We start from the raw sequence: 24,764 nt of genomic DNA, 5'->3' as shown, positions 1-24,764 counted from the left end.
TTTGAATCTCAGACGGAGATTTATTACATGTTGAAGGCCTTAAACCAGACTCAATGGTGTGTTGAGAATGGATTGCTTGAAATGGACAGGAAGTCGCTCAAAGGTTTTCAGACATTACGCAAGAAATTTGCAGACTTCGCATTAGAGAATCCATAGCTTAGATCGTCATTGTTAGGTTAGCTTGTCTTTCTTATACTGACCAGGCTTCTTTGACTTAACTTAAGCAGGCTTACTATGATGGGAACTAATCTCAGGCTTAAGCCGACTGGCTAATTCTTGGTTACTAGTGATCCAACTAGTCATGCAGCATTTGCATGAACAGGTGATTGCTTGGGCATTAATTAGTTTTTCGGGACTTGATTAAGAATGCCCTCAATCATCTCAGACAACAACTAATCGTTATCTACATCAAGTCATTTGTGGGAAAAGGCATCACCTCTAATCAAAAGAGCATCGTAAACTTGCTTAAAGAAATACTAACTCCATCACCAACAGTAATCTGCTCATCTTCAGCAGATCAGCAAGAATCAATCAAATTCTTTAACGCGACTGAAGATATAGGCTTCAGCGACACGGTCAACTTCAGGGTGGAACCAGCATTGCCAGCAGTGACTGTTAGCCACCTTGCTCTCATTAATCTAGCTTTTCTGTCTCTACATGTTTGCAATGGTCTGGAAGATGGCATCATCTGATTCACTGAGAGAAAGTGCATCTATGTCTTGTAGATCAACTGGTAGAAACATCACTTCTTGAGCAGACCATTTTCTTGAGAGAGGCTTATCTTGCTCTTGATGATTGTGACTGCTGTGATAAAGGCAGTTTTATCTCTACCATGATTGAACTTTCCTTAGTAAGATTTGCTCAAACCAGATCAAGCCGCATGCCCAATACGCAACAAGAGCTGCTCAACAAAATCGATTTTTTTCAGAGTCAAGAAGGGATCCTGGTCGGAACTGTCTTCTTAGCTGTTCTTTGGTTGATACTCGTTCTACTGGATAAGTACGGAAGGCGGATTGGCCCTCTGGTAGCGAGATCCATCCGAAGACCCTTATTGCTTGGATTTAGTTCAGCTCTTTACTTGGGTTGGCTGTTACACCTCTTGGAACTGCAAGCTAAGGCCTTGTTGCCTATTAAAAGTTCAGCAGTCTCAACTGCACTGGTGGTGATCGCTCTTGGCTGGGCCACGATCAATCTCGGCCGGGCTCTGCTCCTGCAATCAAATCGCATTCAACTCTGGCTGAAGGTAGAAGATCCCAGAGATGAGGCCATGTTGACGACCTTATTGGATCGAGTTTTCACCATTGGAGTCATTGTTTTAACTATCGCGGCCCTGATGGTGACTTTTGGGGTGTCTACCGCTGCAGTAGGCGCTTTGCTTGGTGGAGCAGGCATTGGCCTCGGCTTTGGGACACAGCAGATATCTCAGAATTTCCTTGCAGGGTTCATGCTCTTTTTTACTCGTCCATTCTCAGAAGGTGACTGGATTAGCGTCTCGAGCTTTGATGATGGAACAGTTGAGAAAATTGGCTGGTATCACACCCGCATTCGTACCTTTGATCGTCGACCACTCTATATCCCAAATTCGATCTTTGCGACTACTCCGATCGAGAATCCGGGTCGAATGTATAATAGAAGAATCAAGGCCAGCATTAGTCTTCGCTACGAAGATCTGCCCCGTATCGAAGCGATTACCAAGAATGTTCGTAGTCTGCTGTTAAACAATCCCGACATAGATCAAAAACAGAGCATCTTAGTGAATTTCAACGAATGGGATAGCTCCTCTATCAACATGATGGTGTATTGCTTTACTAAAACAACTGTTTGGAAAGACTGGCTGGATATTCAACAGGAGGTCTTCCTCCAGATTGCAGACATTGTTCAGAAAGCTGGTGGTGATTTTGCGTTCAATTGCGCCACCCTCTATCCGGCGCCAAACCTGAACGATGACAATCCAATTAGTCGCTTGGGTGAAGATCTAAAATCGAACAGATCGCTGCTGTAAAAAAGGCTCGCATCTATCAACTATAGATAGGAGTCAAACGACTCCAAGCAATTGATATGTGGCTAGAGCAAAGCAAAACCATTAGATTTTAATTGCAAAGAATAATTTTCCTCTCAATCTCATATGTTCTAAGCAAGGCATGCCGGAATCGAATGAACATGGCATGATCCACATCTATCAATCACAGAGGTTAAGCTTTGGTTTTATAGTTTATTTCCTTTTGCATAGGGTGAGTTATCATAGGCTTTGGTTAATAACTGACGATATTCTGGATGCCATTGAAGGTTAGGACGGCTTCGACGTGCATTAAGGAGCATAATAACTCCAAAAATGAGCATTAATGACGCCTGACATGAGGCTAAAAGTGGAGAATCACTGAACAGATTAAGCATAGAGCTTCATTGACTATCAATATCATTATATTGGCTAGTCAAGAGGAGATTAAAATCAATCGAATTTTTGCTTTATCGACTTGTTGGCTTTACCAAGCCATCTGATAGGTAGTGTCCTAATTGGAGATTCAAAATCTCCATTTAAACAGCCATGAGAACACTAATAAGCAAACTTACCTATTCTTGTGCTCCCTCATATTTGCTACACGGCCAATAAGAAGATGCTATGCAAGCTTTAATCTCAGCGTGTGGCTTTCATCTGTAGACACTCATGCATACAGACGATCAGCAATCACCTCAATTGCTTAATCATTTAATATCCTTATATCCAAAGCTGCCTAGCCGAATGAGGCAGTGGCGCACATAATAGATACTGAACGAAATACATTCTCAATAACTCAGGCAATACTTAGCTTGATAGATTCTAAGACAATGATTTTATTAAATACAGCAATTATAAGGATTGCAATAAATTAAAAGAAGATAGGCCTGCGGCCAAATGAAGGCTTTCTGCGACACATCTCTCCCTAAAAAGTCTTTGATATTTCATATTCAATTATGCAGTCTGGTAAGCTGCTCTTAAGGCTTGCCGACAAAATTAATCCCGTTTTTTTGTGAGCTGCTCCCAAGCACTGGCAGAGAACTCTGGCCTAAGCAATATCTTCTAAATGTAGATGCCGACAAGCCAATATACCTTAACGATAACCATCTGTAATTGTAGACCACTTGGCTATTGAAAATGGCCAAGTTTTATACTTTAAGATCTCTTTGAGTGTTGTTAGTATATTCAAGGCATTGGTGATTGCATCCCAGCATCTACTTTTGAAGTCAAAACATGCCTAATTTAAGAACGCAGAATCAATTACATGCTTTAAATTTTCCTTTTCCTACTTTACATTGTGGACATTTCCAATCTCTGGGCAAATCAGCAAAGCTCGTACCTGGTGGAATCCCATTTGTTGGGTCACCAACCCTTGGGTCATAGACATAGGTGCAAACCTTGCAGGCGTACTTTTTCATTGTTCGATTTAAGCTTGTGCGTAAGCTACTATAGTTGCTATTAAGCTATTACTGTGAGGATTGAAAAGTAGATTATGGATGCCATTCCTTGGGACATAATAGGCGCCGTCATAATATTGCTAGTGGGTGTGGGATGGTTTTTGTACTACATATTTACGATGGATAGTCAAGAGTAGTTCCTTTTCTCAGCCTATTGAGCTCTTAAGACTTTTGGGGATGAGCATAGCTAAATTCCATACAATCACTATCACGTAAAAATCATGTCAGCATGCCATTTCATCGGCATCTTATTCTAGGTATTGGAACGATAGTTTTTTTATATCCTTTGAGGGTAATTCGCTCTTGGCTGCTTAATCTGATACAGCACTATTTTTGCAGAGCTTAGTCTGTGCAAAATTAATCCCTCGAGAAGATCTCATACAGAGCCTTTACTCAATGGAAAGCACAATTTACTGATAGCATCAACACTAAGATATTCTTTAGCGAGTGATCGCTTTGTTGATTTAGGTGAGCAAAGTGCCCCAGTAAGATTAGCATTCTCCTGGCAAGTTATGAAAAGTGCTTCTTCATAGTCAGAGAACTTCAGCAGGAGATTACACCCTATTCTCAAGAAGATTTGAAACTTGATTGAGCGGGCTCAAGATATCTAGTGTGTATTGATAAGATATTAATCTCTTTTAATGAATGAAAGCAGTGCTGGTCTGCCAAGTATTAGAAATAACGACTATTTTTTGGGTTGACTTTATGATACCTAGGTCTCTTTCTCTCAGCTCTAGTTTCTGGCAGCATCTGAGAAATATAACAGTCGCCAGAGAGTGCACAACAGGGCAATAGCAATGATTAATGCAATAGGATGGCCCATAGAAGCATATAATAACTGTTATAGAGCCAAGTCAAGGCCTGGGTCTATATCTTGATTCTCAACAGTATGGTAGAGGCTTGTTTTCGCTCATTTCAATTATAAACTGGTAATTATATTACCTTTTAGGTCAAGCCACCTTGAATAAGGTTAATACTCATTCGGCTTGCCCAGTAAAGGTCCATCTGTAATCTTTTGCGCGAGACAGTTTCTTGATGTTTCCCTTAGCCTCCCTAACCATTTTTATTTTCCCTTCACGTTTACGACCTGCCCAATTCCCTCGATATACATGTGCACTATTTAAATTTATGAGTGTTTATACAGATTGTCCTATTCGATTTCTCGGCGATACTTTAACAATGTTAATATCTTTTACCATGAAATTTACTTTTGAATCCCAATCAGAAATTTATTACATGCTAAAAGCATTGAATGAAACCCACACTGCCATAGAAAATGGCCATGTGGGACTAATCAATGATCAAACTCGTAAAGAGTTTGATTCATTGAGAGATAAATTTCAAGACTTTGTCCTTTCCAATCTCTAGCTGTTAAAGCGCCTAGTGGTCCGCATCATTGATTTAGCATTAAGAATAGAGCTCCCTATCTAACCTTGACTGCAAAGGTCATTTCAGCTGCTCACTTGTTGCACTCCCTCAAAATGTGTCATAAGGGGCCTTGCGCTTCAGGGGGATACCTCCTTTTTTTGCAGGTCAAGCTTTTCACCTTATTTAGATGCGTATCACCAGACTACTGCTTGTATTTCTATAAGTTTTGGACATTATTTCCATAGCCTCGGATTCAAAGTATACTGTTGTTGACAACATATTGATTGAGCCATCGCCCCACTTTAATTGAATTCACAACGACCATCAAGAGAATAGTATTTAAGAACAGAGCCAAGTAAATTAAAAGCTTAGCTTTTCGTGTTAGAGACTGTTATTATATAATCAACCAAGTGCAAGGCCATTGAGATCTTTATCAAGGCTCCCGATTTTAATGACAACTCTGCTTTCATTTCTATTCTCTAGCCCAAGTAGTGCTCAGGCTCAATCACAACAAGAAGTCGGCATCAAAATCAATGGTGACAATGGAAATACTTACTTTTTCAGTCAAGCTAATGTTGCCTGTGAAGATAAAGTTGGTTCTTATCAATTCCCTACTTCAACTTGGTGTAAGGCGAATGGTTTTTCAGAAGACCTTACGGGGCAACGAAAACCTTACACTGGTTGGCAACTTTGTGCCATTACATCTCGATATCTTGCGCCCCCAGAATATAGTAATATCAATTCAGTGACCTGTACAGCTGCGCGCAAGTCCGGAAAACTTCCTGAGATGATTGAGTAGTGTTGTAGTTGTTTGTTGTCTGCGTATCGAAGAGGCCATCAGGTTTCATGTTTCCAAGTTCTTATCTTGGGTATCCACTTTTTGCTTAGGATTGAATTGTTAGAAGCTTTTCTATGATCATAAATTTTTCCTATATGAACCCTTGCTAAAACGATAACGCCAATAATGATTGGCAACTATGGCTAGATGCCCGTTCCTTGCTTTCAGTTTTTTTCTATTATGCCGCGTAGTAGATTAAGCAATTTGTTATGCAATATTCTTATTGCATAAGTGCATACATCAACGCAAAAGTACTCCTATGCAGTAGAAATTATATGTTGACAAAGCCAGCTTAAATCTCTCTTGAGTCCTGCTTTCTTCAATACCACCGGACGCAATATTTTCAGAGTGATTGAGAGGAGAATAGATGATCATCACGAGTTCATTTACTTATCAAGTCGTCAATGCGCCTGGATTGGCCATATTGTCAACATTGTTTGTACAACTAATGGGCATTGATCTACATTGCAAGGGAAATATCTGCTGAGCTTGGTTCAAGCACACTGGAGCTCCCCCGATGCTCCAGTGTGCTCTATCTCATAGTCTCTTGCCATGCAGCAACGGATTTTTCAAATTCATTGACTTGGCAGCCATGAAATGGCTCATTTCTTTTTTGAACAACGAATTTGCGTGTGCTTGCTGAAGCTAGTGGTGATGCAGCAATCCAAACTAGTCATGCATGTTTTACACATGTATCAGGCTTCTGGTTGCTTACTTTCTATCTCAGGATATCGACAAGGCCATGTCATGAATGGTTAGAATGGCGAGCTAATTTGCTTTTCTTTCTATAAACCTAAGATCGCAATTAGTGGGAAACCAGCAGTTGGAAGCTTTTAGCAACACTTAGCTCACCCGGCTCCACGTCTATACATTCTTCAAAGCTTCTAGTGTCAATCTTTTGTGCTTGCATCTACTTTGACCCATCGAAGTATGGATGATTGATCAGTCTTGATCGAGCCAGCACTGATTGGCATCAGGGATTGTTTGGCCCTTGTTTGAACTTTAAAGCTGATCAAGACGACTGGATATGCTTGATCACGTGGCCAAACCATCACCAACTGAACAGAAGAACCGCAAGCGCCCACGCTTTTGGCTTGGACCTTTGTTGGTGGGTGGGTGTTTTGCCCTGGGCTATGGCATGACCCAGAGGATCATGATTCTGCGTGGGAACACGCAGCAGCCTCAGCAGCAGTCTTTTGGACCGACTCCTTTGCCATTCCCTGGAGAGCGCCTAGAAGGACTGCGTCGACGGCATGGTGGCAGCAGTGCAGATCTACAGGCGGACGTCGCTGCCAAAGAGGCCAAAGTTGCAGCCAAACGTAAGGCCAAAGAGCAAGCTGAGAAGCAGGCAAAGCAGCAAGCAGAGAAGTTGGCTGCTGCCGCTGCTCTTCGCCGTGAACAGGAGCTTCAAGCGATTCGCCAAGCCACAGAAGCCGACTCGGCAGACCCCGGTCTGGCTGACCCCGCTCTGGCGGCTCCAGAACTGCCTGCACCAATCAACCCTCAGGGAACAAGACCTGCTCAACCAGTAGCTCCAAAGCCCAAGCCTGCAAGCACACCAGCATCAAACTCTCTTGGCAGGCCAGCCCCCCTTCAGCCAGTAGCTCCAAAGCCCAAGCCTGCAAGCACACCAGCATCAAACTCTCTTAGCAGGCCAGCCCCCCTTCAGCCAGTAGCTCCAAAGCCCAAGCCTTCAAGCACACCAGCATCAGATTTTCTTCGCAGGAGAGACTCCCCTCAACGGCCGCACTCGCCAGTCTCAGACTTTCTTAGGAGGAACTATCCCTAAAAGCCCTTGAAAGTGATCACCCCATTTCCAAGCGACCCACCTCATACTTTGACAAGGCCTCCCAACGCTCCTTCAGTGCTTTGATTGTGAGTTGGATCTGCCACAGTTTCAGACATCCGTGCTGTGGTCATGAGTTCTCCTGATTCCCTACTCAGAGCGACCTTGAACCGCTTAGCAGCACGATTGGGTCATGGGCTTGCTGACACTGCTGCTGGCCTGGCATTGCTGGCGCAGGATGCTCCAGAGCGCTTTAGCAAGGAATGGGATCTTTTTCAGCAAGAGGTGATTGCAGAGGCCGATCGTCTGGAGCAGGAATCTGGCGAGGTCAGTGAGGCAAAGGCAACCTCATCGCCAGTTTCTAATCAAGATCAGGCTCAGGATCAGATCGATCGTCTTAGGGCAAAGGTGGCAGACCTCAATCGCCAGGTTGAGATCAACCAGTAATGGCTTGTCCGTCCCTGCTGGTAGCGATTCGGCGTGGGCTGCGTGCGCTGCGTATTTGGCGTGCAGTTTTGACGTTAATCATCTTTGTTTGGTGGGATGCCCGTCAATGGACTTATCCAGGTGGTTGTACCAGTGAGCGGCGGCAGGCCCGCCAAACGATTCGAGCTCGTTGGCTCACTACAGAATTGCTCCAACTTGGTTCCGCTTTTATCAAGCTTGGCCAGTTGCTCTCGGCACGTCCTGATGTTTTGCCAGTTCAATGGGTATCTGAACTGGCTGATCTTCAGGACAAGGTCCCTGCATTTAGTTTTGAGCAAGCTCAAATTCTGCTGGAGCAAGAATTGGGGGACCGCTGTGCAGAGATCATTGATCTTGATGATCAGCCCCTTGCAGCCGCCTCCCTAGCTCAGGTTCATCGCGCCAGTCTGCGCAGCGGTCGGCAAGTTGTCCTGAAGATTCAACGGCCCCGCCTGGAGCGATTGTTTCGCCTGGATTTGCAAATCATGCAGCAGGTCGCTGCTGTACTGCAACGTCACCCCAAATGGGGACGAGGACGCGACTGGGTTGGGATTGCTCAGGAATGCCGTCGGGTCTTGTTAAGGGAGCTCGACTTTCGTGTGGAGGCTCAGTACGCAGCTCGGTTTCGTCAACAGTTTCTTGATGATTCTCGTATTCGCGTGCCTGCAGTGGTCTGGGAGCTCAGCACCCGGCGTGTTCTTTGTCTCGATTATTTGCCAGGCATCAAGGTGAATGATCTTGAGGCTTTATTGAAGGCCGGAATTGATCCCTCGGCCGTAGCGGAGCTTGGAGCCGCCAGTTATCTGCAGCAGCTCGTGCGATTCGGTTTTTTTCATGCCGATCCCCATCCAGGCAACCTTGCCGTGGCCCCTGATGGAGCTCTCATTTACTACGACTTCGGCATGATGGGGCTGCTCTCCGATTCTTTGCGACATCGGCTCGGTTCGATGATTCGTGCGGCGGCAGCTAGAGATGCGGCAGCCCTGGTTGAGGAGTTGCAGGCTGCGGGTTTGATTGCTTATGGCATCGACGTTGGACCTGTGCGGCGGTTGGTGCGAGTGATGTTTCAAGACGCTTTGACGCCCCCCTTCAGCGCCAATGTGATCGAGAAACTTTCCGGAGATCTGTACGAGTTGGTTTATGGCCAACCCTTTCGGCTGCCAGTTGAGCTGATTTTTGTGATGCGTGCTCTCTCCACCTTTGAAGGTGTGGGGCGAAGCCTCGACTCAGGCTTTAGTTTGATGGCTATAGCCAAGCCATATTTACTGCCACTGATGACTTCAAGCGGTTCTGGTCCAAACGATTTGCTCAATGAGCTCGGACGTCAGGTCGGTGCTATTGGCAGCCGGGCGGCAGCCTTGCCAAGGCGTCTGGACGAAAGCCTTGAACGACTTGAACAAGGAGATCTGCAATTGCAGATCCGGATGGGTGAATCCGATCGACAGTTGCGGCGCATGATCAGCGTTCAGAAGACCCTTGGCCAATCGGTGTTATTGGGCTCTCTAGGCATTGCAGCTGCTCTTTTGGGGGCAAGTAGTCGGCCGATTTGGGCTGTCTTGCCATTGGTCGCGGCTCTCCCGGTGGGCTTCGGTTGGTTGAGATTGCAGATCAAGCTGGGACGTGAGTCGCGCATGGATCATGTGTCGAGTCAGAGTCACTGAAGGTCTTCCAAAGTGATCCCCGTCGAGCCCCTTTGAGGCCTGTGCTTAGCTTCGCCCCCGTGGCCCTTGTCCTGTGGCGCCTGCATAGACAGCTTGACTACCGAGTTCGTCTTCGATTCGCAGCAGTTGGTTGTATTTCGCTACCCGTTCACTGCGACTGAGGGAACCCGTTTTGATCTGCCCAGCACGGGTAGCAACGGCAAGATCTGCAATTGTGGTGTCTTCCGTTTCGCCGCTGCGGTGGCTGATCACGCTGGTATAACCAGAGCGCCCAGCAAGATCAATGGCCTGAAGCGTTTCGGTTAGCGAGCCGATCTGATTAACTTTAATCAGGATGGAATTGGCTACGTTTTGATCAATTCCCTGTTGTAGACGCTTCGTACTAGTTACAAAAATATCATCACCTATCAGTTGGATACGCTTCCCCAATTTTTTTGTGAGTAGAGCCCAACCTTGCCAATCATCTTCTGCTAGTCCATCTTCGATCGAAATGATTGGGTAGCGATCAACAAGTTTTTCGAGCTCATTGACCATTTCGGTGCTGGTGTAACTCGCACCCCCAAAGGCATAGCAGCCGTCTTTATAGAACTCTGTGCTGGCTACATCTAGTGCCAAGGAAATATCCTTACCAGGCGAATAGCCTGCTTTTTCGATTGCTTGAATGAGCAGATCTCCTGCTGCATCATTGTTGGTCAGGTTGGGTGCAAAGCCGCCTTCATCTCCAACAGCCGTTGAGAGCCCCTGAGCACTGAGCAGGCCCTTGAGTGTGTGAAATACTTCTGCGCCCATGCGAAGCGATTCTCGGAAGTTGCTGGCTCCATGGGGCACCAGCATGAATTCCTGAAAATCGAGATTGTTAGCAGCATGTGCACCACCGTTGATCACATTCATCAGCGGTACGGGCAGCAATGAGGCCATTGGGCCTCCCAGGTAGCGGTAGAGAGGCAAACCCAAGCCATTGGCGGCCGCGCGGGCCGTGGCCATGCTCACGGCCAGGATCGCGTTTGCGCCCAGGCTTGATTTGTTGTCGCTGCCATCAAGCTCTTGCATGGTGCCATCAACGCTGGCCTGATCTAGGGAGGAGATCCCACAGAGCGCTGGGGCAATCCGATCCTCGATATGGTTCACAGCCTTAGTCACCCCTTTGCCCATGTAGCGGCTGTCACCATCTCTTAATTCATGCGCCTCATGGGCACCGGTGCTTGCTCCGCTGGGCACGATGGCCCGACCGATGGCACCTGCTTCGAGCAACACTTCTGCTTCAACTGTGGGGTTGCCGCGGGAGTCCAGAACCTCTCTGGCCACGATGGTGTCAATGACGAGGTCGAGGGAATCGATCACCTGTGACGAATTGAAGTTGCTTGGATCCTATGGTTTGCCATCCCGCGGACTGTGTACCGCCTAGCCCTTTTACTGATGCTAAGGCTGTTTTCAGTCGTAGAACGACGCAGAATGAACTGAGTCCTCAAGGTCAGGATCGCTCGAGATGCGGATGTTGCACACGATGCTGAGGGTGGGGGATTTGGATCGTTCTCTGCGCTTCTACACCGAGGTTCTAGGCATGCATCTGTTGCGGCGAAAGGAGTACCCCTCAGGTCGCTTCACCTTGGCGTTTGTGGGTTATGGCGAGGAGAGTGACACCACTGTGCTGGAGCTCACACACAACTGGGACCAAAATCACTACGAGTTGGGAGAGGGTTATGGCCATATCGCCTTGGGCGTGGAGGATATTCAATCCACCTGCTTGGCTATCTCAAAGCGAGGGGGGCGTGTGGTGCGAGAACCCGGGCCGATGCAACATGGCAGCACCGTGATTGCCTTTGTGGAAGATCCCGATGGCTACAAGGTGGAGCTGATTCAACTTGCCTCTCGTGAGGCCGCGAGCTGAACCCTATGCATCCTGAGACCAGCCAAGCGGCTTCCGCCCAGGGAAGTCTCACAAGTGATCCTGATCGATTCAGTGATGACGCTTGGGATTTGTTGCTGGTCGGTCAGGATGTCGCCCGCCGTTGGCGACATGGTCAGCTGGATGCTCCGGTGCTGTACAAAAACTGCAACACACGCAGTCAGGGGACTGGCGACTACAACTAACAAAAGAACCACAGCCCTGCATCATTCTCTTATGAAGTAAACGTTTAAAACTGATCGGAATCAAAGCAGAAGTCTGCTCTATATTGCCAACGCTTGAAACAGTCTATTTCTAAATTAAATAAAAGCACACCTTCCTAATCAATGACACTATTGGATACATTCCTAAAGATGAACTAACCCGGGCTCTCCATGGCAGAGAGGGTCTCAAGCATGTGGGCACGACAACTACAAGTTCATACATTAGCTTAGACAGATTATTACCCGAATCATTATCCTTTTAGACCATAAAGCATCCAAGCCTTGATTGCGATGGCAGCATCTAGCTTCAGGGAAGCTTAGGACCGACAAGCATAAATCATAGGTTGTGGGTTATTTTACGGACTATACGGAGGCAAATAAAGACTAGAAAAAACCATTTCTGGCTTATAAGCTCTATCCAAGTCTGATAAGTAAACAGATAAATCTCGCGTTTTATAGTTCGGCATCCCATCAGTCCATATGATAGTAACTTGATGCGACTCTGGATACCATCTCTTCAATCGTGAAGTGAGATTGCTTGCATTGATTTCTTCACCAGTTGGGGAGAAAGTTTGTCCAAACTGGGCAACTATAGTCGCCAACTTCGTGTTAAGCGAAGAAGAGTTGCCAAGGCCAAGTGAAGGGGGGAGTATCTGAATTCCCTGGGAAGGGTCAATTGACAACTGAGAATAGATTAGATCGACAAAACTTATGCCTAAGATTATTCTCAAGGGAATATCGTGTAATGAAGCTAAGTTCCGCAATTTTTCAGTCGTTTGTTCAAAGACAAGGGGATTGCCCGGTAAAGCCAAGACTGCTTTGCCATGTATCTGGGCTTCTTGAACAAGCGTTTTTGCTAAAATTGAATAGACTCGATCATAGGCAATCCCACGAATTCTATATATAAAGTCCAGACTCCTTACATCCTTGTTTTGTTGATACAGCCATTGGACGACAGGATGAACAGGCATGCGAACGAAAATCTTTTTTGATTCCTGCAATATCAACATTGCTTCTTGGGTAATCATGCCCAAGGGGCCTGGACCAAGGCCAATAAGTATTATCTCCAAGATAAAGAAATGCCAATTACTGGCAAATTTGTAAGAATCGTGTGCTATTTTATAGTCTACAGCGATAGGATTTCTATGAGCAAGCAATCAGCTGTTGAATTTCTTCAAAGAATGCTGGATGATGAAGAATTTTGTCATGCATTAGAAGAAGCTCCTGACTCATCTTCCCGCTACAAGCTTGTCCAAGCTGCAGGCTTTGATTTCACCGAGACAGAACTTGATGAGACGACTACCGAGATTCTCTCTGACGAGGAACTGACCGACGATGACCTTGCGGCAATAGCAGGAGGAAATAGTAGATTTGCCATGGGCAGCTCGCGTTCTCCTCATGGAACTTCCTTGCGCCAACTTGGCTCAAGAGAAATTTTATCCAGAATGCCTAGCTGGCTCATATCAGGGATGAGAGCTCCCACAGGAAGAGGGCCCGATCCAACACCCAACAAAGGCGCATACTGCGGATTCTATGATTGTCCAGTATGAAGAATCCCAATCCAATTGATTCGCAAGCAAATTTATATTTTTTCAGATATGCGAATAAAGACTACATGATTAATGCCAATATGCTTTGGGCTTGTGAGCTCACAAGGAGTATTAAGGAGCTTGTCTATCGTTATTTGGAGCAACCTGACACTTCATGGACCAACTTAGAGAAGACGGTGATCAACCGCTTGGGGATTGGAAATCATCAACAATTAGTTAAAACCACTGATTGCTCATCAAATCACAAACAAATATCTATAAACAGCATTGCGCTCTTCGTAATACAAGAATGCAATATGAGCTGCACCTATTGCTATGGCGTAGAAGGCCGCTACGGGTCCGGTGGGAAAATGGACGAGAAGACGGCTTACTCCACGGTCGACTGGCTTATTAAACAATCCAATGAAAACAAAGAACTTCAAATCAACTTTTTTGGCGGTGAGCCTTTATTGGCCTTTGACTTGGTTGAGAAAACAATAAATTATGCTGAGACGAAAGCCAAACAAAATAACAAAAAAATCTCTTTTGGTTTGAATACAAATGGGACTCTACTTAACCAGAAGATAATTGACTTTCTCAAACAACACAACACCTCCATAAGTGTCAGCTTTGATGGGGAAAAAGCTATCCAAGATAAAGTCAGGCCACTTAAGAATGGCAAAAGCTCATACGACAAAATCGTTCCAAACTTGAAGCTTCTTCTAAGCTCTGATGCACAAACCCATGTACATACTGTCCTGTCTGAAAGGAATGATTTGGAGAGATCTGAAAAAGCCATATCAAATATCGGAATCCAATCTATGACTTACAGCATTGAAACACCTCTAAGAACTGAAAGTAATACTGTTGAGCATAAACGCGATATCTCAGAAATCCTTAAGACTCTATCGAAAGAGAAACAGAAGATCATGAGACTAATTACAGATCGAAACTCTTCTGAGCTTTCCAGACAAAATGGTCTTGTCTGGAATTGCGCTAAGCAGTTTCTTGGAGCTCCAAAGAGACAATATCATTGCAATGCCGGTAGAAACTATGCAGCCGTCTCAGTTTCTGGAGATGTCTACTTATGCCATAGATTTGTAGGTGATAAAAAACATAAGGTAGGCAGTATTTCTCATGGCAAACCTATTCTAGATGATTATCAAAAAAGCAACATAGAGACTCATCCTACATGCAGAAATTGCTTCGCGAAATTAACATGCGGAGGTGGGTGTTATCATGAAAATTTCACTGCGAATGACTCAGATTTTGAACCGAATGAAGATTTTTGCAAAATCCAACGCAAAGCAACAGAGTTAGGTGCTGTGGTAACTAGTCAATTAGATCAAAGCGACCTGAAGTTCCTCCAAGCGGTTGATTTCATTCCTAAGCAGCCCTGCCCAATTGATTTATTTTAAATTAAGATAAATGATCTCAACCAAATATCCATTGGCTTAATTTATTCAAGCTTTTCTTATTAGGCCATGAAACAAAAATATTCTGCGTCAGGCGCTGAGCTTTTTTATCGTTTGAGAACCAATCTGCTTCTATAATTGGTGAATGTAGTAGGTAGGCGGGAAATAGGATTAGTCGATTGTATTTCATTTCAACAATGAAATCCAGCACCCAATTATCATTGGACTTGGTTTGATAGCCTTGATGTTGTTTTTTTGTTTTTTTCAATATCTCTAATCTCATATCTTCATATGAGTTCCATCCGCATTTTTCTCGCTGATGCTCAAAATCAGAAAATACACCATAAGTACGATATAGCTGTGCAAGAAGTATAGGATCAATGGCATTAAGCTCGGAGCCTATTATCTTGTTGATGCCAGATCGTCTATGGTGGAAAAAACCCGTTCCCCCATTGCAATCTTGTGGTTTATTGAGATAAACAATTCCTGCAATAAATCCACTGTCTGCATGAGGTTTACACATGTGCTCCATCAGTTCATATTGATGCCTTTTAAATATTGAGAACAACCATACCTTATAGCTACATGATGTTAATATCACATCCGGTATATTAGTATAAGTCTTCTTAACATACTGATTATGAATCCAGTCGCTTATTTCTGCATCGGGCAAGTCAGCACTTGCTTGATCACCTGGATGATATCCAACCCGTTTATGATCTAGCCCTATCGCAAATTTACTAAGGTCATCGGGATAAAGATAGAAATCATCAACAACCATAATATTATGCAATTTATCTGCAAAAGGCATAAAAGAGATTTTGGCGCTTCTATTCACCTTGGATAACTCACCTGATTGCAAAATTGGTCTGCCCATCCCTAACGCTCCAGCAACAAAGTGATTTCAGATGAAAGAATAGACTATGTAGTAATGATCAACTCTCTCTAAAGGCCTGGGAAGTATTCAGGTCTTATGATTCAGACTGGTTGATCCATTGATAGTTCTACTATGCTAAAAGTATGCATACATACTGGTTGATAGGCGATAAACCTTATTTTTTGTCTTCATGAATTCTAGCTTGACTAATCCGGACATTGGATTTGCAGGCTCATTACTTAAGTCACGAGCGCTGATTTCTGTCACCTAGCATCAACATATAAACTCGATCAGACAAACCGTTCGAAAGACGGAAGATTTACTCCCAGGTGTTTTGATTGGCACCTGCTTCGAGCAACACTTCTGCTTCAACTGTGGGGTTGCCGCGGGAGTCCAGAACCTCTCTGGCCACGATGGTGTCAATGACGAGGTCGAGGGAATCGATCACCTGTGACGAATTGAAGTTGCTTGGATCCTATGGTTTGCCATCCCGCGGACTGTGTACCGCCTAGCCCTTTTACTGATGCTAAGGCTGTTTTCAGTCGTAGAACGACGCAGAATGAACTGAGTCCTCAAGGTCAGGATCGCTCGAGATGCGGATGTTGCACACGATGCTGAGGGTGGGGGATTTGGATCGTTCTCTGCGCTTCTACACCGAGGTTCTAGGCATGCATCTGTTGCGGCGAAAGGAGTACCCCTCAGGTCGCTTCACCTTGGCGTTTGTGGGTTATGGCGAGGAGAGTGACACCACTGTGCTGGAGCTCACACACAACTGGGACCAAAATCACTACGAGTTGGGAGAGGGTTATGGCCATATCGCCTTGGGCGTGGAGGATATTCAATCCACCTGCTTGGCTATCTCAAAGCGAGGGGGGCGTGTGGTGCGAGAACCCGGGCCGATGCAACATGGCAGCACCGTGATTGCCTTTGTGGAAGATCCCGATGGCTACAAGGTGGAGCTGATTCAACTTGCCTCTCGTGAGGCCGCGAGCTGAACCCTATGCATCCTGAGACCAGCCAAGCGGCTTCCGCCCAGGGAAGTCTCACAAGTGATCCTGATCGATTCAGTGATGACGCTTGGGATTTGTTGCTGGTCGGTCAGGATGTCGCCCGCCGTTGGCGACATGGTCAGCTGGATGTGGAGCACTTGATCCAGGTGCTTTTTAGTGATCGGCGTTACAGCGATTGGGTGTTGGCTCTGCCCATTGATTCGACTGCGCTGCTGGATCGCTTGGAAGGTTTTTTGGCCGAGCAGCCGATGGCTCGAGGCGATGAGTTGTTCATCGGCGATGACCTTGAAGACCTCCTTGAAGAAGCAGACCGTTCCAGAGTTCGCTGGGGATCTCGGCTGATTGATGTGTCTCATTTGCTGATTGGGTTGGGGCGCGATCCGCGCATTGGAGCCGAGCTCTTTGAAGAGCTAGGCATGCCCAGTGAACGCTTGGAAGCGGAGTTGAGACGCTTGCCCAAAGGCAGGCGCCAGTTGCGTACATCAACTCCGCCTTCTCCTCCTGCCCCCGATTCTGCGCCGCCTGCATCGGTGGCCTCACAAACGAGACCTATCTCCTCTCCTACCCCGCCGATTAGCCAAGAACCTGCCGTCGCTGCTGGGGAGCCAACTCCATTGCAACTCCAGCAAGAACCTCAGGCTCTTGAGGCCTATGGTCGTGACCTTACCGCTGCAGCTCAGGCAGGACAGCTAGATCCTGTGATCGGTAGAGATCCAGAGATTCGCCGTTTGATCAAGGTTTTATCGCGTCGCGGCAAGAACAATCCGGTGTTAATTGGAGCTCCTGGCGTTGGTAAAACGGCCATCGCCGAGCTGTTGGCTCAACGCATTGTGGCTGGGGAGGTTCCTGATTCCCTGAAGGGTTTGCGCTTGGTCTCCCTTGATCTTGGTGCACTGATCGCTGGTGCCAAGTTTCGTGGTCAATTTGAGGAACGGCTTCGGTCTGTGTTGAAAGAGGTGAGCGATCCAGATGCAGGTGTGGTGTTGTTCATCGATGAACTGCACACGGTGGTGAGCAGCGATCGTTCCAGTGCGGATGCTGGAAGTTTGCTCAAGCCGGCTTTAGCAAGGGGAGACCTCCGCTGCATTGGGGCCACGACCCCTGAGAACTATCGCCGCACAGTGGAGAAGGATCAGGCCCTCAATCGGCGTTTTCAGCAGGTTTTAATCAAGGAGCCGAGTCTTGAATTGAGCGTTGAAATCTTGCGAGGCCTGAAAGAGCGCTACGAACTTCACCACGGCGTCACGATCACCGATGGTGCGGTGACTGCTGCAAATCGCTTGGCTGATCGCTACATCAGTGACCGCTGCTTACCTGATAAAGCCATCGATCTCATCGATGAGGCTGCAGCCCAGCTCAAGATGGATGTCACCTCGAAGCCTCAGGTGGTTGAAGAGGCGGAGGCAGAGCTGCGTCGTGTCGAGCTTGCTTTGCTGGCGGCTGAGCAGGCACCGGAGGTTGAACGGGTGCAGTTACAGGCGGCTCGGATTGCTGCGGCATCTCAGCTCACAGATTTACGAGAGCGCTGGCAGATCGAACGGGATCATCTGGCCGAGTTGCGGGATTTGTTGCAACAAGACGAGGATCTCCGCAATGCCATTGCTGAAGCAGAGCGACTCGGTGATCTAGAGGCGGCTGCACGTCTTCAATACGACCAATTGCATAGGGTTCAGCAACGGCGTGCCGACCTTGAAGAAACGTTGGCTGTTGCCCAGGCATCTGGTTCGGCGCTCCTACGCGAGCAAGTGGAGGCTGAAGACATTGCCGATGTCGTTGCACGCTGGACTGGGATTCCTGTTCAGCGGTTGCTGGCTGCTGAACGACAAAAGTTGCTAGATCTTGAAGCCCATCTAGGCGAGCGGGTGATTGGTCAGCCCGAAGCGGTTCAGGCGGTGGCGGCAGCGATTCGTCGGGCTCGAGCGGGCATGAAGGATCCGCGACGTCCTGTTGGTTCGTTTTTGTTTCTTGGACCCACTGGCGTGGGCAAGACAGAGCTGGCAAAAGCGCTTGCGGCCTCCTTGTTCGATGAGGAAGAGGCGCTGGTGCGACTCGATATGAGTGAATTCATGGAACGCAATGCCGTGGCGCGTCTTTTGGGGGCTCCTCCCGGCTATGTCGGCTATGAGGAGGGTGGACAGCTCACCGAAGCGGTGTGTCGCCGTCCTTATGCGGTGTTGCTTCTTGATGAAATTGAGAAGGCTCATCCTGATGTGTTCAATGTGCTCCTGCAGGTTCTGGACGATGGCCGTCTCACTGACTCGCAGGGCCGCACCGTGGACTTCCGTCACACCGTGGTTGTGATGACTAGCAACTTGGCTAGTCGCGCCATCCTTGATGCGTCTCGCTTGGCGCAGCAGGAGGGGACAGATTGGGATTGTCTTGATCAGAGCCTGGCTCAAAAGGTGGATCAGGCCCTCAATAAGCAATTTCGGCCTGAATTTTTGAATCGCATCGATGAGGTAATACGTTTTCGGCCGCTCAAGGCTGATGACCTTCAGCGAATTGTGCAGCTGCAATTGGCCGATCTCTCCAGCCTGCTTGCTGAGCAAGGTCTTGAATTGCGTGTGGAGGAAGACGCGGTTGAGGCTTTGGCTTTGCAAGGTTATGAGCCGGAATATGGCGCTCGCCCTTTACGGCGTGTACTGCGTCGTCGGGTTGAGAACCCATTGGCCACGGAATTGCTGGAAGAGCGTTTCAGCGGTGCCCGCGCCGTGCGCGTGATCCCAGGTGCTCAGGCCTCCGAACCATTTCAGTTCCTTCCTGAGGATTGAAACAGGTATCCGCTAAAGTGTTTGTTTGCCGGCGTGTGCTTCAGCACCGGCGATAGCCACCGGCCTAAGCTCCGTGACCAGCCCTATTTCCGAGGACACAACAGACTCCAGCGAATCTCCTGCCGAGGACACCACCAACTCCAGCGATTCTCCTGAGGCAGAACCGACCCGTCAGAGTGGGTTTCTTGCAGCAACATATGAGGAGTTGAGCCTGGTGGTATGGCCCAGTCGCCAGCAGCTGTTCAGCGAATCCATCGCCGTGATCCTGATGGTCAGTCTCTCGGCTGCATTCATCGCTGCCGTGAGTCGGTTTTATAGCTGGGCGTCGTCCCAGATTTTCGTTTGATTGTGTAGGGCGGTTTTTCTGTCTTGCCTCAACCGTCTTTCCCAAACCATTAGCTTCTTATCAGCGCAAGTGTCAGAACTCGAGCTCACACCACAAGAACCATCTGAGGTTCTGGAACTGCCGGCTCCTAATGATGGAGAGGAGGGTACCAAGGCCCCAACTCCTGCAGCCAGAACAACCGTAGCCCGCTGGTATGCCATTCAGGTGGCCTCGAGCTGTGAGAAGAAGGTGAAGGCAACTCTTGAGCAGCGGGCCGTCACCCTTGGTGTGAGCAACAGGATTCTGGAGATCGAAATTCCCCAGACCCCAGCGGTGAAATTGAAAAAGGATGGCAGTCGTCAGTCCACTGAGGAGAAAGTCTTTCCGGGGTACGTGTTGGTACGAATGGTTCTTGATGAAGACACAATGATGGCGGTGCGCAGCACCCCCAACGTGATCAACTTCGTGGGGGCTGAGGACCGCCGCGCCACAGGGAAAGCTCGTGGTCACATCAAACCCCGACCGCTCAGTCGTCAGGAGGTGGATCGCATCTTCAAACGTGCTGCTGAGAAAAAGACGCTCGTCAAGGTCGATCTCGCGGAGGGCGATCAGATCCTTGTGACCTCTGGTCCTTTCAAGGACTTCCAGGGGGAGGTGATCGAAGTCTCTGGAGAGCGCAGCAAGCTGAAAGCTCTTCTTTCAATCTTTGGCAGAGAAACACCTGTGGAACTCGAGTTTTCTCAAATCAATAAACAGAATTGAGCTAACGGCGGCCGTCTCCCTGCGGAGGGCGGCCAAAGAGGTGGGCCACCATCTTGCCGCACTTGTCCCAAGGGCCAGGTCATCCGCAATCGTTCAATCCCGCTCGTCCATGGCCAAGAAAGTTGTATCTGTGATCAAGCTGGCCCTTCAGGCTGGCAAAGCTAATCCTGCTCCGCCTGTGGGTCCTGCCCTTGGCCAGCATGGAGTCAACATCATGGCGTTTTGCAAGGAGTACAACGCTCGCACGCAGGACAAGGCCGGATTAGTGATTCCGGTAGAGATCTCGGTTTTTGAAGACCGTAGTTTCACATTCATTACCAAGACTCCCCCAGCATCAGTGCTGATCACGAAGGCTGCCGGGATCGAAAAAGGTTCTGGTGAGTCCGCCCATGGCAATGTCGGCTCCCTAAGCCGTTCTCAGCTTGAAGAGATCGCCAAGACCAAGCTGCCTGATCTCAATTGCACCAGTATTGAATCGGCCATGCGCATCATTGAAGGTACTGCTCGCAACATGGGCGTTTCCATCAGCGACTGACACTGATGTAGCGTCCATCTTCAAGATTCATCTATTCACCATTTTCGGGGGAGACACGTTGTGTCGCCTGCACCCCACATCTGCCATGCCAAAACTGTCTAAACGTATTACTGGTCTTCTTGCCAAAGTTGAAGACCGTGTTTATCAGCCTATTGAGGCCATTCAGCTCGTCAAAGAGAACGCCACAGCAAAGTTCGACGAAACCATCGAAGCCCACGTGCGCCTTGGGATTGATCCCAAATACACCGATCAACAGTTGCGAACCACTGTTGCTCTGCCTCAAGGTACGGGGCAGAGCGTGCGCATCGCTGTGATCACCAGGGGTGAGAAATTAGCTGAGGCAAAGACAGCTGGGGCTGAGTTGACTGGTGATGATGATTTGGTGGAAAGCATCGGCAAAGGCCAGATGGATTTCGATCTTTTGATCGCTACCCCTGACATGATGCCCAAAGTGGCCAAACTGGGCAGAGTGCTCGGTCCCCGTGGCCTGATGCCAAACCCTAAGGCTGGAACAGTAACCACGGATTTAGCGGCTGCGATCAAGGAGTTCAAGGCCGGCAAGCTGGAATTCAGGGCTGATCGTGCTGGCATCGTGCATGTGCGTTTCGGCAAGGCAAGTTTTTCCGCAGACGCCCTACTCGAGAATCTGAAGACCTTGCAGGAGACCATCGATCGAAATAAGCCAAGTGGTGCCAAGGGTCGCTATTGGAAGAGTCTGTACATCACCTCCACCATGGGTCCTTCAGTAGAAGTGGACGTAACTGCTCTTCAGGACATCGAAGAGGACGCTTCTTGACCTTGTTGCTGTAGGGTTGCCCCTTGGCGAAAGCCAACGGGCACGCGCCCGGCCCAAGACAACAGGTTGCCATCTTACACTGATGCTTCATGCATCATTTGAGGTTGTTTAAGTCCTGTCGAGGTAGATGCGAAGGTTTTTCCCTGTTGGGATTGGATCGACACGCGGCCTCTGCTCTTTTTTGAGCACTTGGCGAGTGCGTGTCCAGCTTGTTCACCCGATCCGATCCAATTCCTATGGGCCGCACTCTGGAGAGGAAGCAACAGATTGTCGAAGAGCTCAAGGGGCTTCTCGGCGAAGCCGAAATGGCACTGGTCCTGGATTATCAGGGCCTCTCCATTAAGGAAATGTCTGATCTGCGCACGCGTTTGCAGGCCAGCAACGGGGTGTGCAAGGTGACCAAAAACACCTTGATGCGCCACGCCATTAATGGGAATGGTGCCTGGTCGAATCTCGAATCCTTACTGACTGGTACCAACGCCTTCGTTCTGATCAAGGGCGATGTTGGTGGTGCTGTTAAGGCCGTACAGGCTTTTCAGAAGGACACTAAAAAATCCGAGACGAAGGGTGGTCTTTTCGAAGGCAAGCTCCTCTCACAGGGTGAGATCAAGGCTATTGGTGATCTTCCGACCAAGGAGGTTCTGATGGCGCAGATCGCAGGTTCCCTCAATGCCTTGGCTACCAAGGTTGCTGTGGGTATCAACGAGGTTCCTTCCGGCCTTGCCCGGGCGCTTCATCAGCACGCCGAGAGTGGCGAGAGCTGAACGTCTTCGATTCGACTGTTTCTCCCTGATCTGTTGCTTAATCCAAACCATGTCTAAAAAAACCGACGACATTCTTGACTCACTAAAAACCCTTTCTTTGCTTGAGGCTTCTGAGCTGGTTAAGCAGATTGAGGATGCTTTTGGCGTCTCTGCCGCTCCTTCTGCAGGCGTTGTGATGGCTGCTGGTGGTGCTGCTGGTGGCGCTGCTGCTGCTGAAGCTGCCGAAGAGCAAACCGAATTTGATGTTGTGCTTGAGAGTTTCGACGCTTCAGCCAAGATCAAGGTCCTTAAGGCTGTTCGTGAAGCCACCGGCCTCGGCCTGGGCGACGCTAAAGCCATGGTCGAAGCAGCTCCTAAGACCATCAAGGAAGGCATTGCTAAGAATGATGCTGAGGCTCTCAAAAAGGCCATCGAAGAGGTTGGCGGTAAGGTCAGCCTCAAGTGATTGCCAGCGGATAGCGGCCTTCAGCTTGGTTGCTATGCATCCATTTTTTTAACTCTTAACCGGTCCTTCGGGGCCGGTTTTTTTTTGCGTGGCAAATATGCAAAAAAAATCCCCGCCAAAGGCAGGGATTTTTAGGTGGGACAGATTCAGGAGTCTTTCCTTGTTTCGACCCTGAACTGTTGATTCGCACCCCTCACAATATTAATGATATGTGGCAATCTATAGAGTTACTAGTATTAAGGGGCGCTACCTCAACTGTCCTCTCTGCAGTGGCCTGCGTCAAGGACGATAAGGAATCACAACGAGTCGAATAGGGCCCTTGCCATGTATGACGCTGTTGTTGGCTATTGAAATTGGGGGAGGGAGTGGTGCCTTGGGAGCTCCTAGTTGATTGAAGACTGAAGGTCCTTGATGAGCTGATGCTTTGGCAATTAAGAGGTTCACAGGATCTGGATGAGCAAAGTAGACATGGCTGAGTTTGCGTCCTTGGTATATGCGACGCTCCAGCTTCCAACCGGGTTCCAGGTTTAATTTCACAAACGCATCACGATTACGTTGAGGAAGTATTGCGCTGGCAACGGTAATTGGAACCGACCGCGCAGGATCGAGGGCTTTTAGTTCCAGAAGGTCTCGGCTTTGTTTGATTCGCAGCCGAAAGCTGTGCGCCACGTCTTCGCCGCTACTTCGCAAGGAATAGCCATTGCTGTCTAAGTAACGATTGCAGATTCCTGAAAAGTTGAAGTTATTAAGGGTTGGGTTGACCAATCCGTCTGGACGGGTTTCCCAGCACAGTGGCAGTGGCTTGATTTGTTCAAGTACGAGCAGTTTCCAGCGATGTCCTCCCACTGCCTGAGCCAGTACGACCAAGCGTTCTTGGTTGAGAGGCTGACTGTGGAAAATCGTTTTGGAGATTGCTGGCAAGGTCGTCAGCAAAGTGAATAAACCAAGACCTAAAACCAACAGCCTGTTGCCTGGCTTTCTCAATGCCATGAGGAGCTCGGGGTAGGTTCGCGACATAGCGTCTAATGACTAAGGACCAAGCGAACCGTGTTGTACCAAACAACAACAGACTTCTCAAATGGCTGATGGTCGTGGACGGGTTGTGGCTGCTGCCACTGATGGGGCTTGTAGTGGAAATCCTGGCCCTGGGGGCTGGGGGGCACTACTGCGCTTTGAGGATGGGAGCGTGGAGGAGTTCGGAGGCTATGCGCCGGCCACGACCAACAACCGCATGGAACTTCAGGCGGCCCTTCATGTGCTGGAGCAGCTCAAAGAACTCCCTTGTCACCCCGATTTAAAGATCCGTACCGACAGCAAATATTTAATTGATGGTTTAAGCAAATGGATGGCGGGATGGAAACGTAAGGGTTGGCGTACGGCAGCTGGCAAGCCTGTGCTGAATCAGGATCTCTGGAGAGCTCTAGACCGTGCGCGCTTGGATGATGTGCCCCTGGCTTATGTGAAAGGTCACAGCGGTGACCCAGACAATGAAAGGGTTGACCAAATCGCAGTGAGCTTTTCCAAAGGAGGTGGTGCTCCAGCGTTGCTATCTGGAGGGGGGGCAGCCTCTATTGCACTCAATCTTGTTGAGCCGATCAAAGAAGCTGGAGACGGCGAAGATGATGCCCCTGCTGATTTGCAGGGTCTACTCACAAGACTGGAGCTGGCTGATCGTTTCGCTGAGCGTGGCTATGGCCTCAGCCTGGTTGAGTTGGCTCAGTTGGTGGAGCAACCCATCGAGCAGCTTGCGGGTAAGACTGCCCCCTGGCATTGGCGCGATTGGCTATTGGAGCCTGTGGGGGAAAACCGCTGGCGGTTGCGCCGCTCCGCGGCAGGATCGGATCAGATCTGAGGA

The 24,764-nt window shown here is 48.3% G+C and carries 25 protein-coding genes; 19 read left to right on the top strand and 6 right to left on the bottom strand.

The window, feature by feature from the left end; all coding sequences use genetic code 11:
- Window positions 1–356: 356 nt before the first annotated feature.
- Window positions 357–692, top strand: coding sequence for a hypothetical protein (locus PMIT1303_RS10950; RefSeq protein ID WP_063398727.1), 336 nt, complete (start codon window positions 357–359; stop codon window positions 690–692).
- A gap of 188 nt (window positions 693–880) precedes the next feature.
- Window positions 881–2,002 carry a mechanosensitive ion channel family protein gene (locus PMIT1303_RS10945; RefSeq protein WP_063398972.1) on the top strand — a complete coding sequence of 374 codons (1,122 nt, stop codon included), beginning with the start codon at window positions 881–883 and terminating at the stop codon, window positions 2,000–2,002.
- Between the two features lie 1,250 nt (window positions 2,003–3,252).
- Here PMIT1303_RS10945 and PMIT1303_RS12975 read toward each other — a convergent pair.
- Window positions 3,253–3,414 carry a rubredoxin gene (locus PMIT1303_RS12975; RefSeq protein ID WP_074159238.1) on the bottom strand — a complete coding sequence of 54 codons (162 nt, stop codon included), beginning with the start codon at window positions 3,412–3,414 and terminating at the stop codon, window positions 3,253–3,255.
- 1,858 nt (window positions 3,415–5,272) lie between these two features.
- Here PMIT1303_RS12975 and PMIT1303_RS10935 point away from each other — a divergent pair.
- The 4 genes from PMIT1303_RS10935 (at window position 5,273) to PMIT1303_RS10920 (ending at window position 9,571) form a co-directional block, all read left to right on the top strand.
- A complete protein-coding gene (locus PMIT1303_RS10935; protein ID WP_231901469.1) occupies window positions 5,273–5,620 on the top strand; it encodes a hypothetical protein in 348 nt (115 codons plus the stop codon).
- 1,078 nt (window positions 5,621–6,698) lie between these two features.
- On the top strand, window positions 6,699–7,448 hold the full coding sequence (locus tag PMIT1303_RS10930) for a hypothetical protein (protein ID WP_231901468.1): 750 nt from the start codon (window positions 6,699–6,701) through the stop codon (window positions 7,446–7,448).
- A 129-nt stretch (window positions 7,449–7,577) separates the two neighbouring features.
- On the top strand, window positions 7,578–7,892 hold the full coding sequence (locus PMIT1303_RS10925; RefSeq protein WP_063398723.1) for a hypothetical protein: 315 nt from the start codon (window positions 7,578–7,580) through the stop codon (window positions 7,890–7,892).
- Window positions 7,892–9,571 carry an AarF/ABC1/UbiB kinase family protein gene (locus tag PMIT1303_RS10920; protein ID WP_063398722.1) on the top strand — a complete coding sequence of 560 codons (1,680 nt, stop codon included), beginning with the start codon at window positions 7,892–7,894 and terminating at the stop codon, window positions 9,569–9,571. Before PMIT1303_RS10925 ends, PMIT1303_RS10920 begins: the two co-directional genes overlap by 1 nt.
- A gap of 45 nt (window positions 9,572–9,616) precedes the next feature.
- Here PMIT1303_RS10920 and eno read toward each other — a convergent pair whose 3' ends face one another.
- Window positions 9,617–10,912 (bottom strand): phosphopyruvate hydratase, encoded by a 1,296-nt coding sequence (gene eno / locus PMIT1303_RS10915; RefSeq protein WP_063398721.1) that lies wholly within the window; start codon window positions 10,910–10,912, stop codon window positions 9,617–9,619.
- A gap of 145 nt (window positions 10,913–11,057) precedes the next feature.
- Here eno and gloA (PMIT1303_RS10910) point away from each other — a divergent pair, with 145 nt between their 5' ends.
- Both gloA (PMIT1303_RS10910) and PMIT1303_RS10905 read left to right on the top strand, forming a co-directional pair.
- Complete coding sequence (gene gloA / locus PMIT1303_RS10910; protein WP_063398715.1) at window positions 11,058–11,459, top strand: lactoylglutathione lyase; 402 nt, start codon at window positions 11,058–11,060, stop codon at window positions 11,457–11,459.
- Between the two features lie 5 nt (window positions 11,460–11,464).
- Window positions 11,465–11,662 carry a hypothetical protein gene (locus tag PMIT1303_RS10905; RefSeq protein ID WP_063398720.1) on the top strand — a complete coding sequence of 66 codons (198 nt, stop codon included), beginning with the start codon at window positions 11,465–11,467 and terminating at the stop codon, window positions 11,660–11,662.
- A 374-nt stretch (window positions 11,663–12,036) separates the two neighbouring features.
- Here the strand turns inward: PMIT1303_RS10905 and PMIT1303_RS10900 are convergent, their stop codons facing one another.
- Window positions 12,037–12,708: an SAM-dependent methyltransferase gene (locus tag PMIT1303_RS10900; protein ID WP_156487012.1), complete on the bottom strand. Its 672-nt coding sequence runs from the start codon at window positions 12,706–12,708 to the stop codon at window positions 12,037–12,039.
- On the opposite strand from PMIT1303_RS10900, the gene PMIT1303_RS10895 reads away from it, so the two are divergent.
- Both PMIT1303_RS10895 and PMIT1303_RS10890 read left to right on the top strand, forming a co-directional pair.
- Window positions 12,697–13,230: a Nif11-like leader peptide family RiPP precursor gene (locus PMIT1303_RS10895; RefSeq protein WP_156487011.1), complete on the top strand. Its 534-nt coding sequence runs from the start codon at window positions 12,697–12,699 to the stop codon at window positions 13,228–13,230. The two genes, PMIT1303_RS10900 and PMIT1303_RS10895, sit on opposite strands and share 12 nt — an antisense overlap.
- A complete protein-coding gene (locus PMIT1303_RS10890; protein WP_063398717.1) occupies window positions 13,227–14,627 on the top strand; it encodes a radical SAM protein in 1,401 nt (466 codons plus the stop codon). The genes PMIT1303_RS10895 and PMIT1303_RS10890 overlap by 4 nt, the downstream gene beginning before the upstream one ends.
- 16 nt (window positions 14,628–14,643) lie before the next feature.
- On the opposite strand, the gene PMIT1303_RS10885 is transcribed toward PMIT1303_RS10890, so the two are convergent.
- Together PMIT1303_RS10885 and PMIT1303_RS14270 are read right to left on the bottom strand one after the other, a co-directional pair.
- Entirely contained in the window at window positions 14,644–15,501 is an 858-nt protein-coding gene (locus tag PMIT1303_RS10885) for a DUF6445 family protein (protein WP_156487010.1), read from the bottom strand.
- A 319-nt stretch (window positions 15,502–15,820) separates the two neighbouring features.
- Window positions 15,821–15,949, bottom strand: coding sequence for a hypothetical protein (locus PMIT1303_RS14270; protein ID WP_255359783.1), 129 nt, complete (start codon window positions 15,947–15,949; stop codon window positions 15,821–15,823).
- A gap of 145 nt (window positions 15,950–16,094) precedes the next feature.
- Here PMIT1303_RS14270 and gloA (PMIT1303_RS10880) point away from each other — a divergent pair, with 145 nt between their 5' ends.
- The 8 genes from gloA (PMIT1303_RS10880) (at window position 16,095) to rplL (ending at window position 22,909) form a co-directional block, all read left to right on the top strand.
- Window positions 16,095–16,496: a lactoylglutathione lyase gene (gloA, locus tag PMIT1303_RS10880; protein WP_063398715.1), complete on the top strand. Its 402-nt coding sequence runs from the start codon at window positions 16,095–16,097 to the stop codon at window positions 16,494–16,496.
- A 5-nt stretch (window positions 16,497–16,501) separates the two neighbouring features.
- A complete protein-coding gene (locus PMIT1303_RS10875; protein ID WP_063398714.1) occupies window positions 16,502–19,282 on the top strand; it encodes an ATP-dependent Clp protease ATP-binding subunit in 2,781 nt (926 codons plus the stop codon).
- Window positions 19,283–19,355: 73 nt separating this feature from the next.
- Entirely contained in the window at window positions 19,356–19,628 is a 273-nt protein-coding gene (gene secE, locus PMIT1303_RS10870) for a preprotein translocase subunit SecE (RefSeq protein WP_063398713.1), read from the top strand.
- A gap of 69 nt (window positions 19,629–19,697) precedes the next feature.
- Window positions 19,698–20,369 carry a transcription termination/antitermination protein NusG gene (gene nusG, locus PMIT1303_RS10865; protein ID WP_011131451.1) on the top strand — a complete coding sequence of 224 codons (672 nt, stop codon included), beginning with the start codon at window positions 19,698–19,700 and terminating at the stop codon, window positions 20,367–20,369.
- 109 nt (window positions 20,370–20,478) lie between these two features.
- Window positions 20,479–20,904: a 50S ribosomal protein L11 gene (rplK, locus tag PMIT1303_RS10860; RefSeq protein WP_063398712.1), complete on the top strand. Its 426-nt coding sequence runs from the start codon at window positions 20,479–20,481 to the stop codon at window positions 20,902–20,904.
- Between the two features lie 85 nt (window positions 20,905–20,989).
- The gene (rplA, locus tag PMIT1303_RS10855) at window positions 20,990–21,700 is read left to right on the top strand and encodes a 50S ribosomal protein L1 (RefSeq protein WP_063398971.1); all 711 of its coding nucleotides are present in this window, start codon (window positions 20,990–20,992) and stop codon (window positions 21,698–21,700) included.
- Window positions 21,701–21,936: 236 nt separating this feature from the next.
- The gene (gene rplJ / locus PMIT1303_RS10850) at window positions 21,937–22,464 is read left to right on the top strand and encodes a 50S ribosomal protein L10 (protein ID WP_063398970.1); all 528 of its coding nucleotides are present in this window, start codon (window positions 21,937–21,939) and stop codon (window positions 22,462–22,464) included.
- Between the two features lie 49 nt (window positions 22,465–22,513).
- Window positions 22,514–22,909, top strand: coding sequence for a 50S ribosomal protein L7/L12 (gene rplL / locus PMIT1303_RS10845; protein WP_063398969.1), 396 nt, complete (start codon window positions 22,514–22,516; stop codon window positions 22,907–22,909).
- Window positions 22,910–23,188: 279 nt separating this feature from the next.
- Here rplL and PMIT1303_RS10840 read toward each other — a convergent pair whose 3' ends face one another.
- Window positions 23,189–23,926, bottom strand: coding sequence for a DUF3747 domain-containing protein (locus PMIT1303_RS10840; RefSeq protein WP_063398711.1), 738 nt, complete (start codon window positions 23,924–23,926; stop codon window positions 23,189–23,191).
- Window positions 23,927–23,987: 61 nt separating this feature from the next.
- On the opposite strand from PMIT1303_RS10840, the gene rnhA reads away from it, so the two are divergent.
- Window positions 23,988–24,761 (top strand): ribonuclease HI, encoded by a 774-nt coding sequence (gene rnhA / locus PMIT1303_RS10835; protein WP_063398710.1) that lies wholly within the window; start codon window positions 23,988–23,990, stop codon window positions 24,759–24,761.
- The last annotated feature ends 3 nt before the right edge of the window (window positions 24,762–24,764 follow it).

It is taken from the genome of Prochlorococcus sp. MIT 1303 (assembly GCF_001631965.1).
Taxonomy (GTDB): domain Bacteria; phylum Cyanobacteriota; class Cyanobacteriia; order PCC-6307; family Cyanobiaceae; genus Prochlorococcus; species Prochlorococcus marinus_D.
The sequence above is the reverse complement of the archived record's forward strand: the minus strand, read 5'-3'. Positions and strand labels throughout refer to the sequence as shown.

Excerpts from the sequence above, each read along its gene's own strand:
- PMIT1303_RS10945 (WP_063398972.1), top strand. The coding sequence starts at position 881 with ATGCCCAATACGCAACAAGAGCTGCTCAACAAAATCGATTTTTTTCAG.
- PMIT1303_RS12975 (WP_074159238.1), bottom strand. The coding sequence starts at position 3,414 with ATGAAAAAGTACGCCTGCAAGGTTTGCACCTATGTCTATGACCCAAGG.
- PMIT1303_RS10935 (WP_231901469.1), top strand. The coding sequence starts at position 5,273 with ATGACAACTCTGCTTTCATTTCTATTCTCTAGCCCAAGTAGTGCTCAG.
- PMIT1303_RS10925 (WP_063398723.1), top strand. The coding sequence starts at position 7,578 with ATGAGTTCTCCTGATTCCCTACTCAGAGCGACCTTGAACCGCTTAGCA.
- PMIT1303_RS10920 (WP_063398722.1), top strand. The coding sequence starts at position 7,892 with ATGGCTTGTCCGTCCCTGCTGGTAGCGATTCGGCGTGGGCTGCGTGCG.
- gloA (WP_063398715.1), top strand. The coding sequence starts at position 11,058 with ATGCGGATGTTGCACACGATGCTGAGGGTGGGGGATTTGGATCGTTCT.
- PMIT1303_RS10905 (WP_063398720.1), top strand. The coding sequence starts at position 11,465 with ATGCATCCTGAGACCAGCCAAGCGGCTTCCGCCCAGGGAAGTCTCACA.
- PMIT1303_RS10900 (WP_156487012.1), bottom strand. The coding sequence starts at position 12,708 with ATGATTACCCAAGAAGCAATGTTGATATTGCAGGAATCAAAAAAGATT.
- PMIT1303_RS10890 (WP_063398717.1), top strand. The coding sequence starts at position 13,227 with ATGAAGAATCCCAATCCAATTGATTCGCAAGCAAATTTATATTTTTTC.
- PMIT1303_RS10885 (WP_156487010.1), bottom strand. The coding sequence starts at position 15,501 with ATGGGCAGACCAATTTTGCAATCAGGTGAGTTATCCAAGGTGAATAGA.
- gloA (WP_063398715.1), top strand. The coding sequence starts at position 16,095 with ATGCGGATGTTGCACACGATGCTGAGGGTGGGGGATTTGGATCGTTCT.
- PMIT1303_RS10875 (WP_063398714.1), top strand. The coding sequence starts at position 16,502 with ATGCATCCTGAGACCAGCCAAGCGGCTTCCGCCCAGGGAAGTCTCACA.
- rplK (WP_063398712.1), top strand. The coding sequence starts at position 20,479 with ATGGCCAAGAAAGTTGTATCTGTGATCAAGCTGGCCCTTCAGGCTGGC.
- rplA (WP_063398971.1), top strand. The coding sequence starts at position 20,990 with ATGCCAAAACTGTCTAAACGTATTACTGGTCTTCTTGCCAAAGTTGAA.
- rplJ (WP_063398970.1), top strand. The coding sequence starts at position 21,937 with ATGGGCCGCACTCTGGAGAGGAAGCAACAGATTGTCGAAGAGCTCAAG.
- rplL (WP_063398969.1), top strand. The coding sequence starts at position 22,514 with ATGTCTAAAAAAACCGACGACATTCTTGACTCACTAAAAACCCTTTCT.
- PMIT1303_RS10840 (WP_063398711.1), bottom strand. The coding sequence starts at position 23,926 with ATGTCGCGAACCTACCCCGAGCTCCTCATGGCATTGAGAAAGCCAGGC.
- rnhA (WP_063398710.1), top strand. The coding sequence starts at position 23,988 with ATGGCTGATGGTCGTGGACGGGTTGTGGCTGCTGCCACTGATGGGGCT.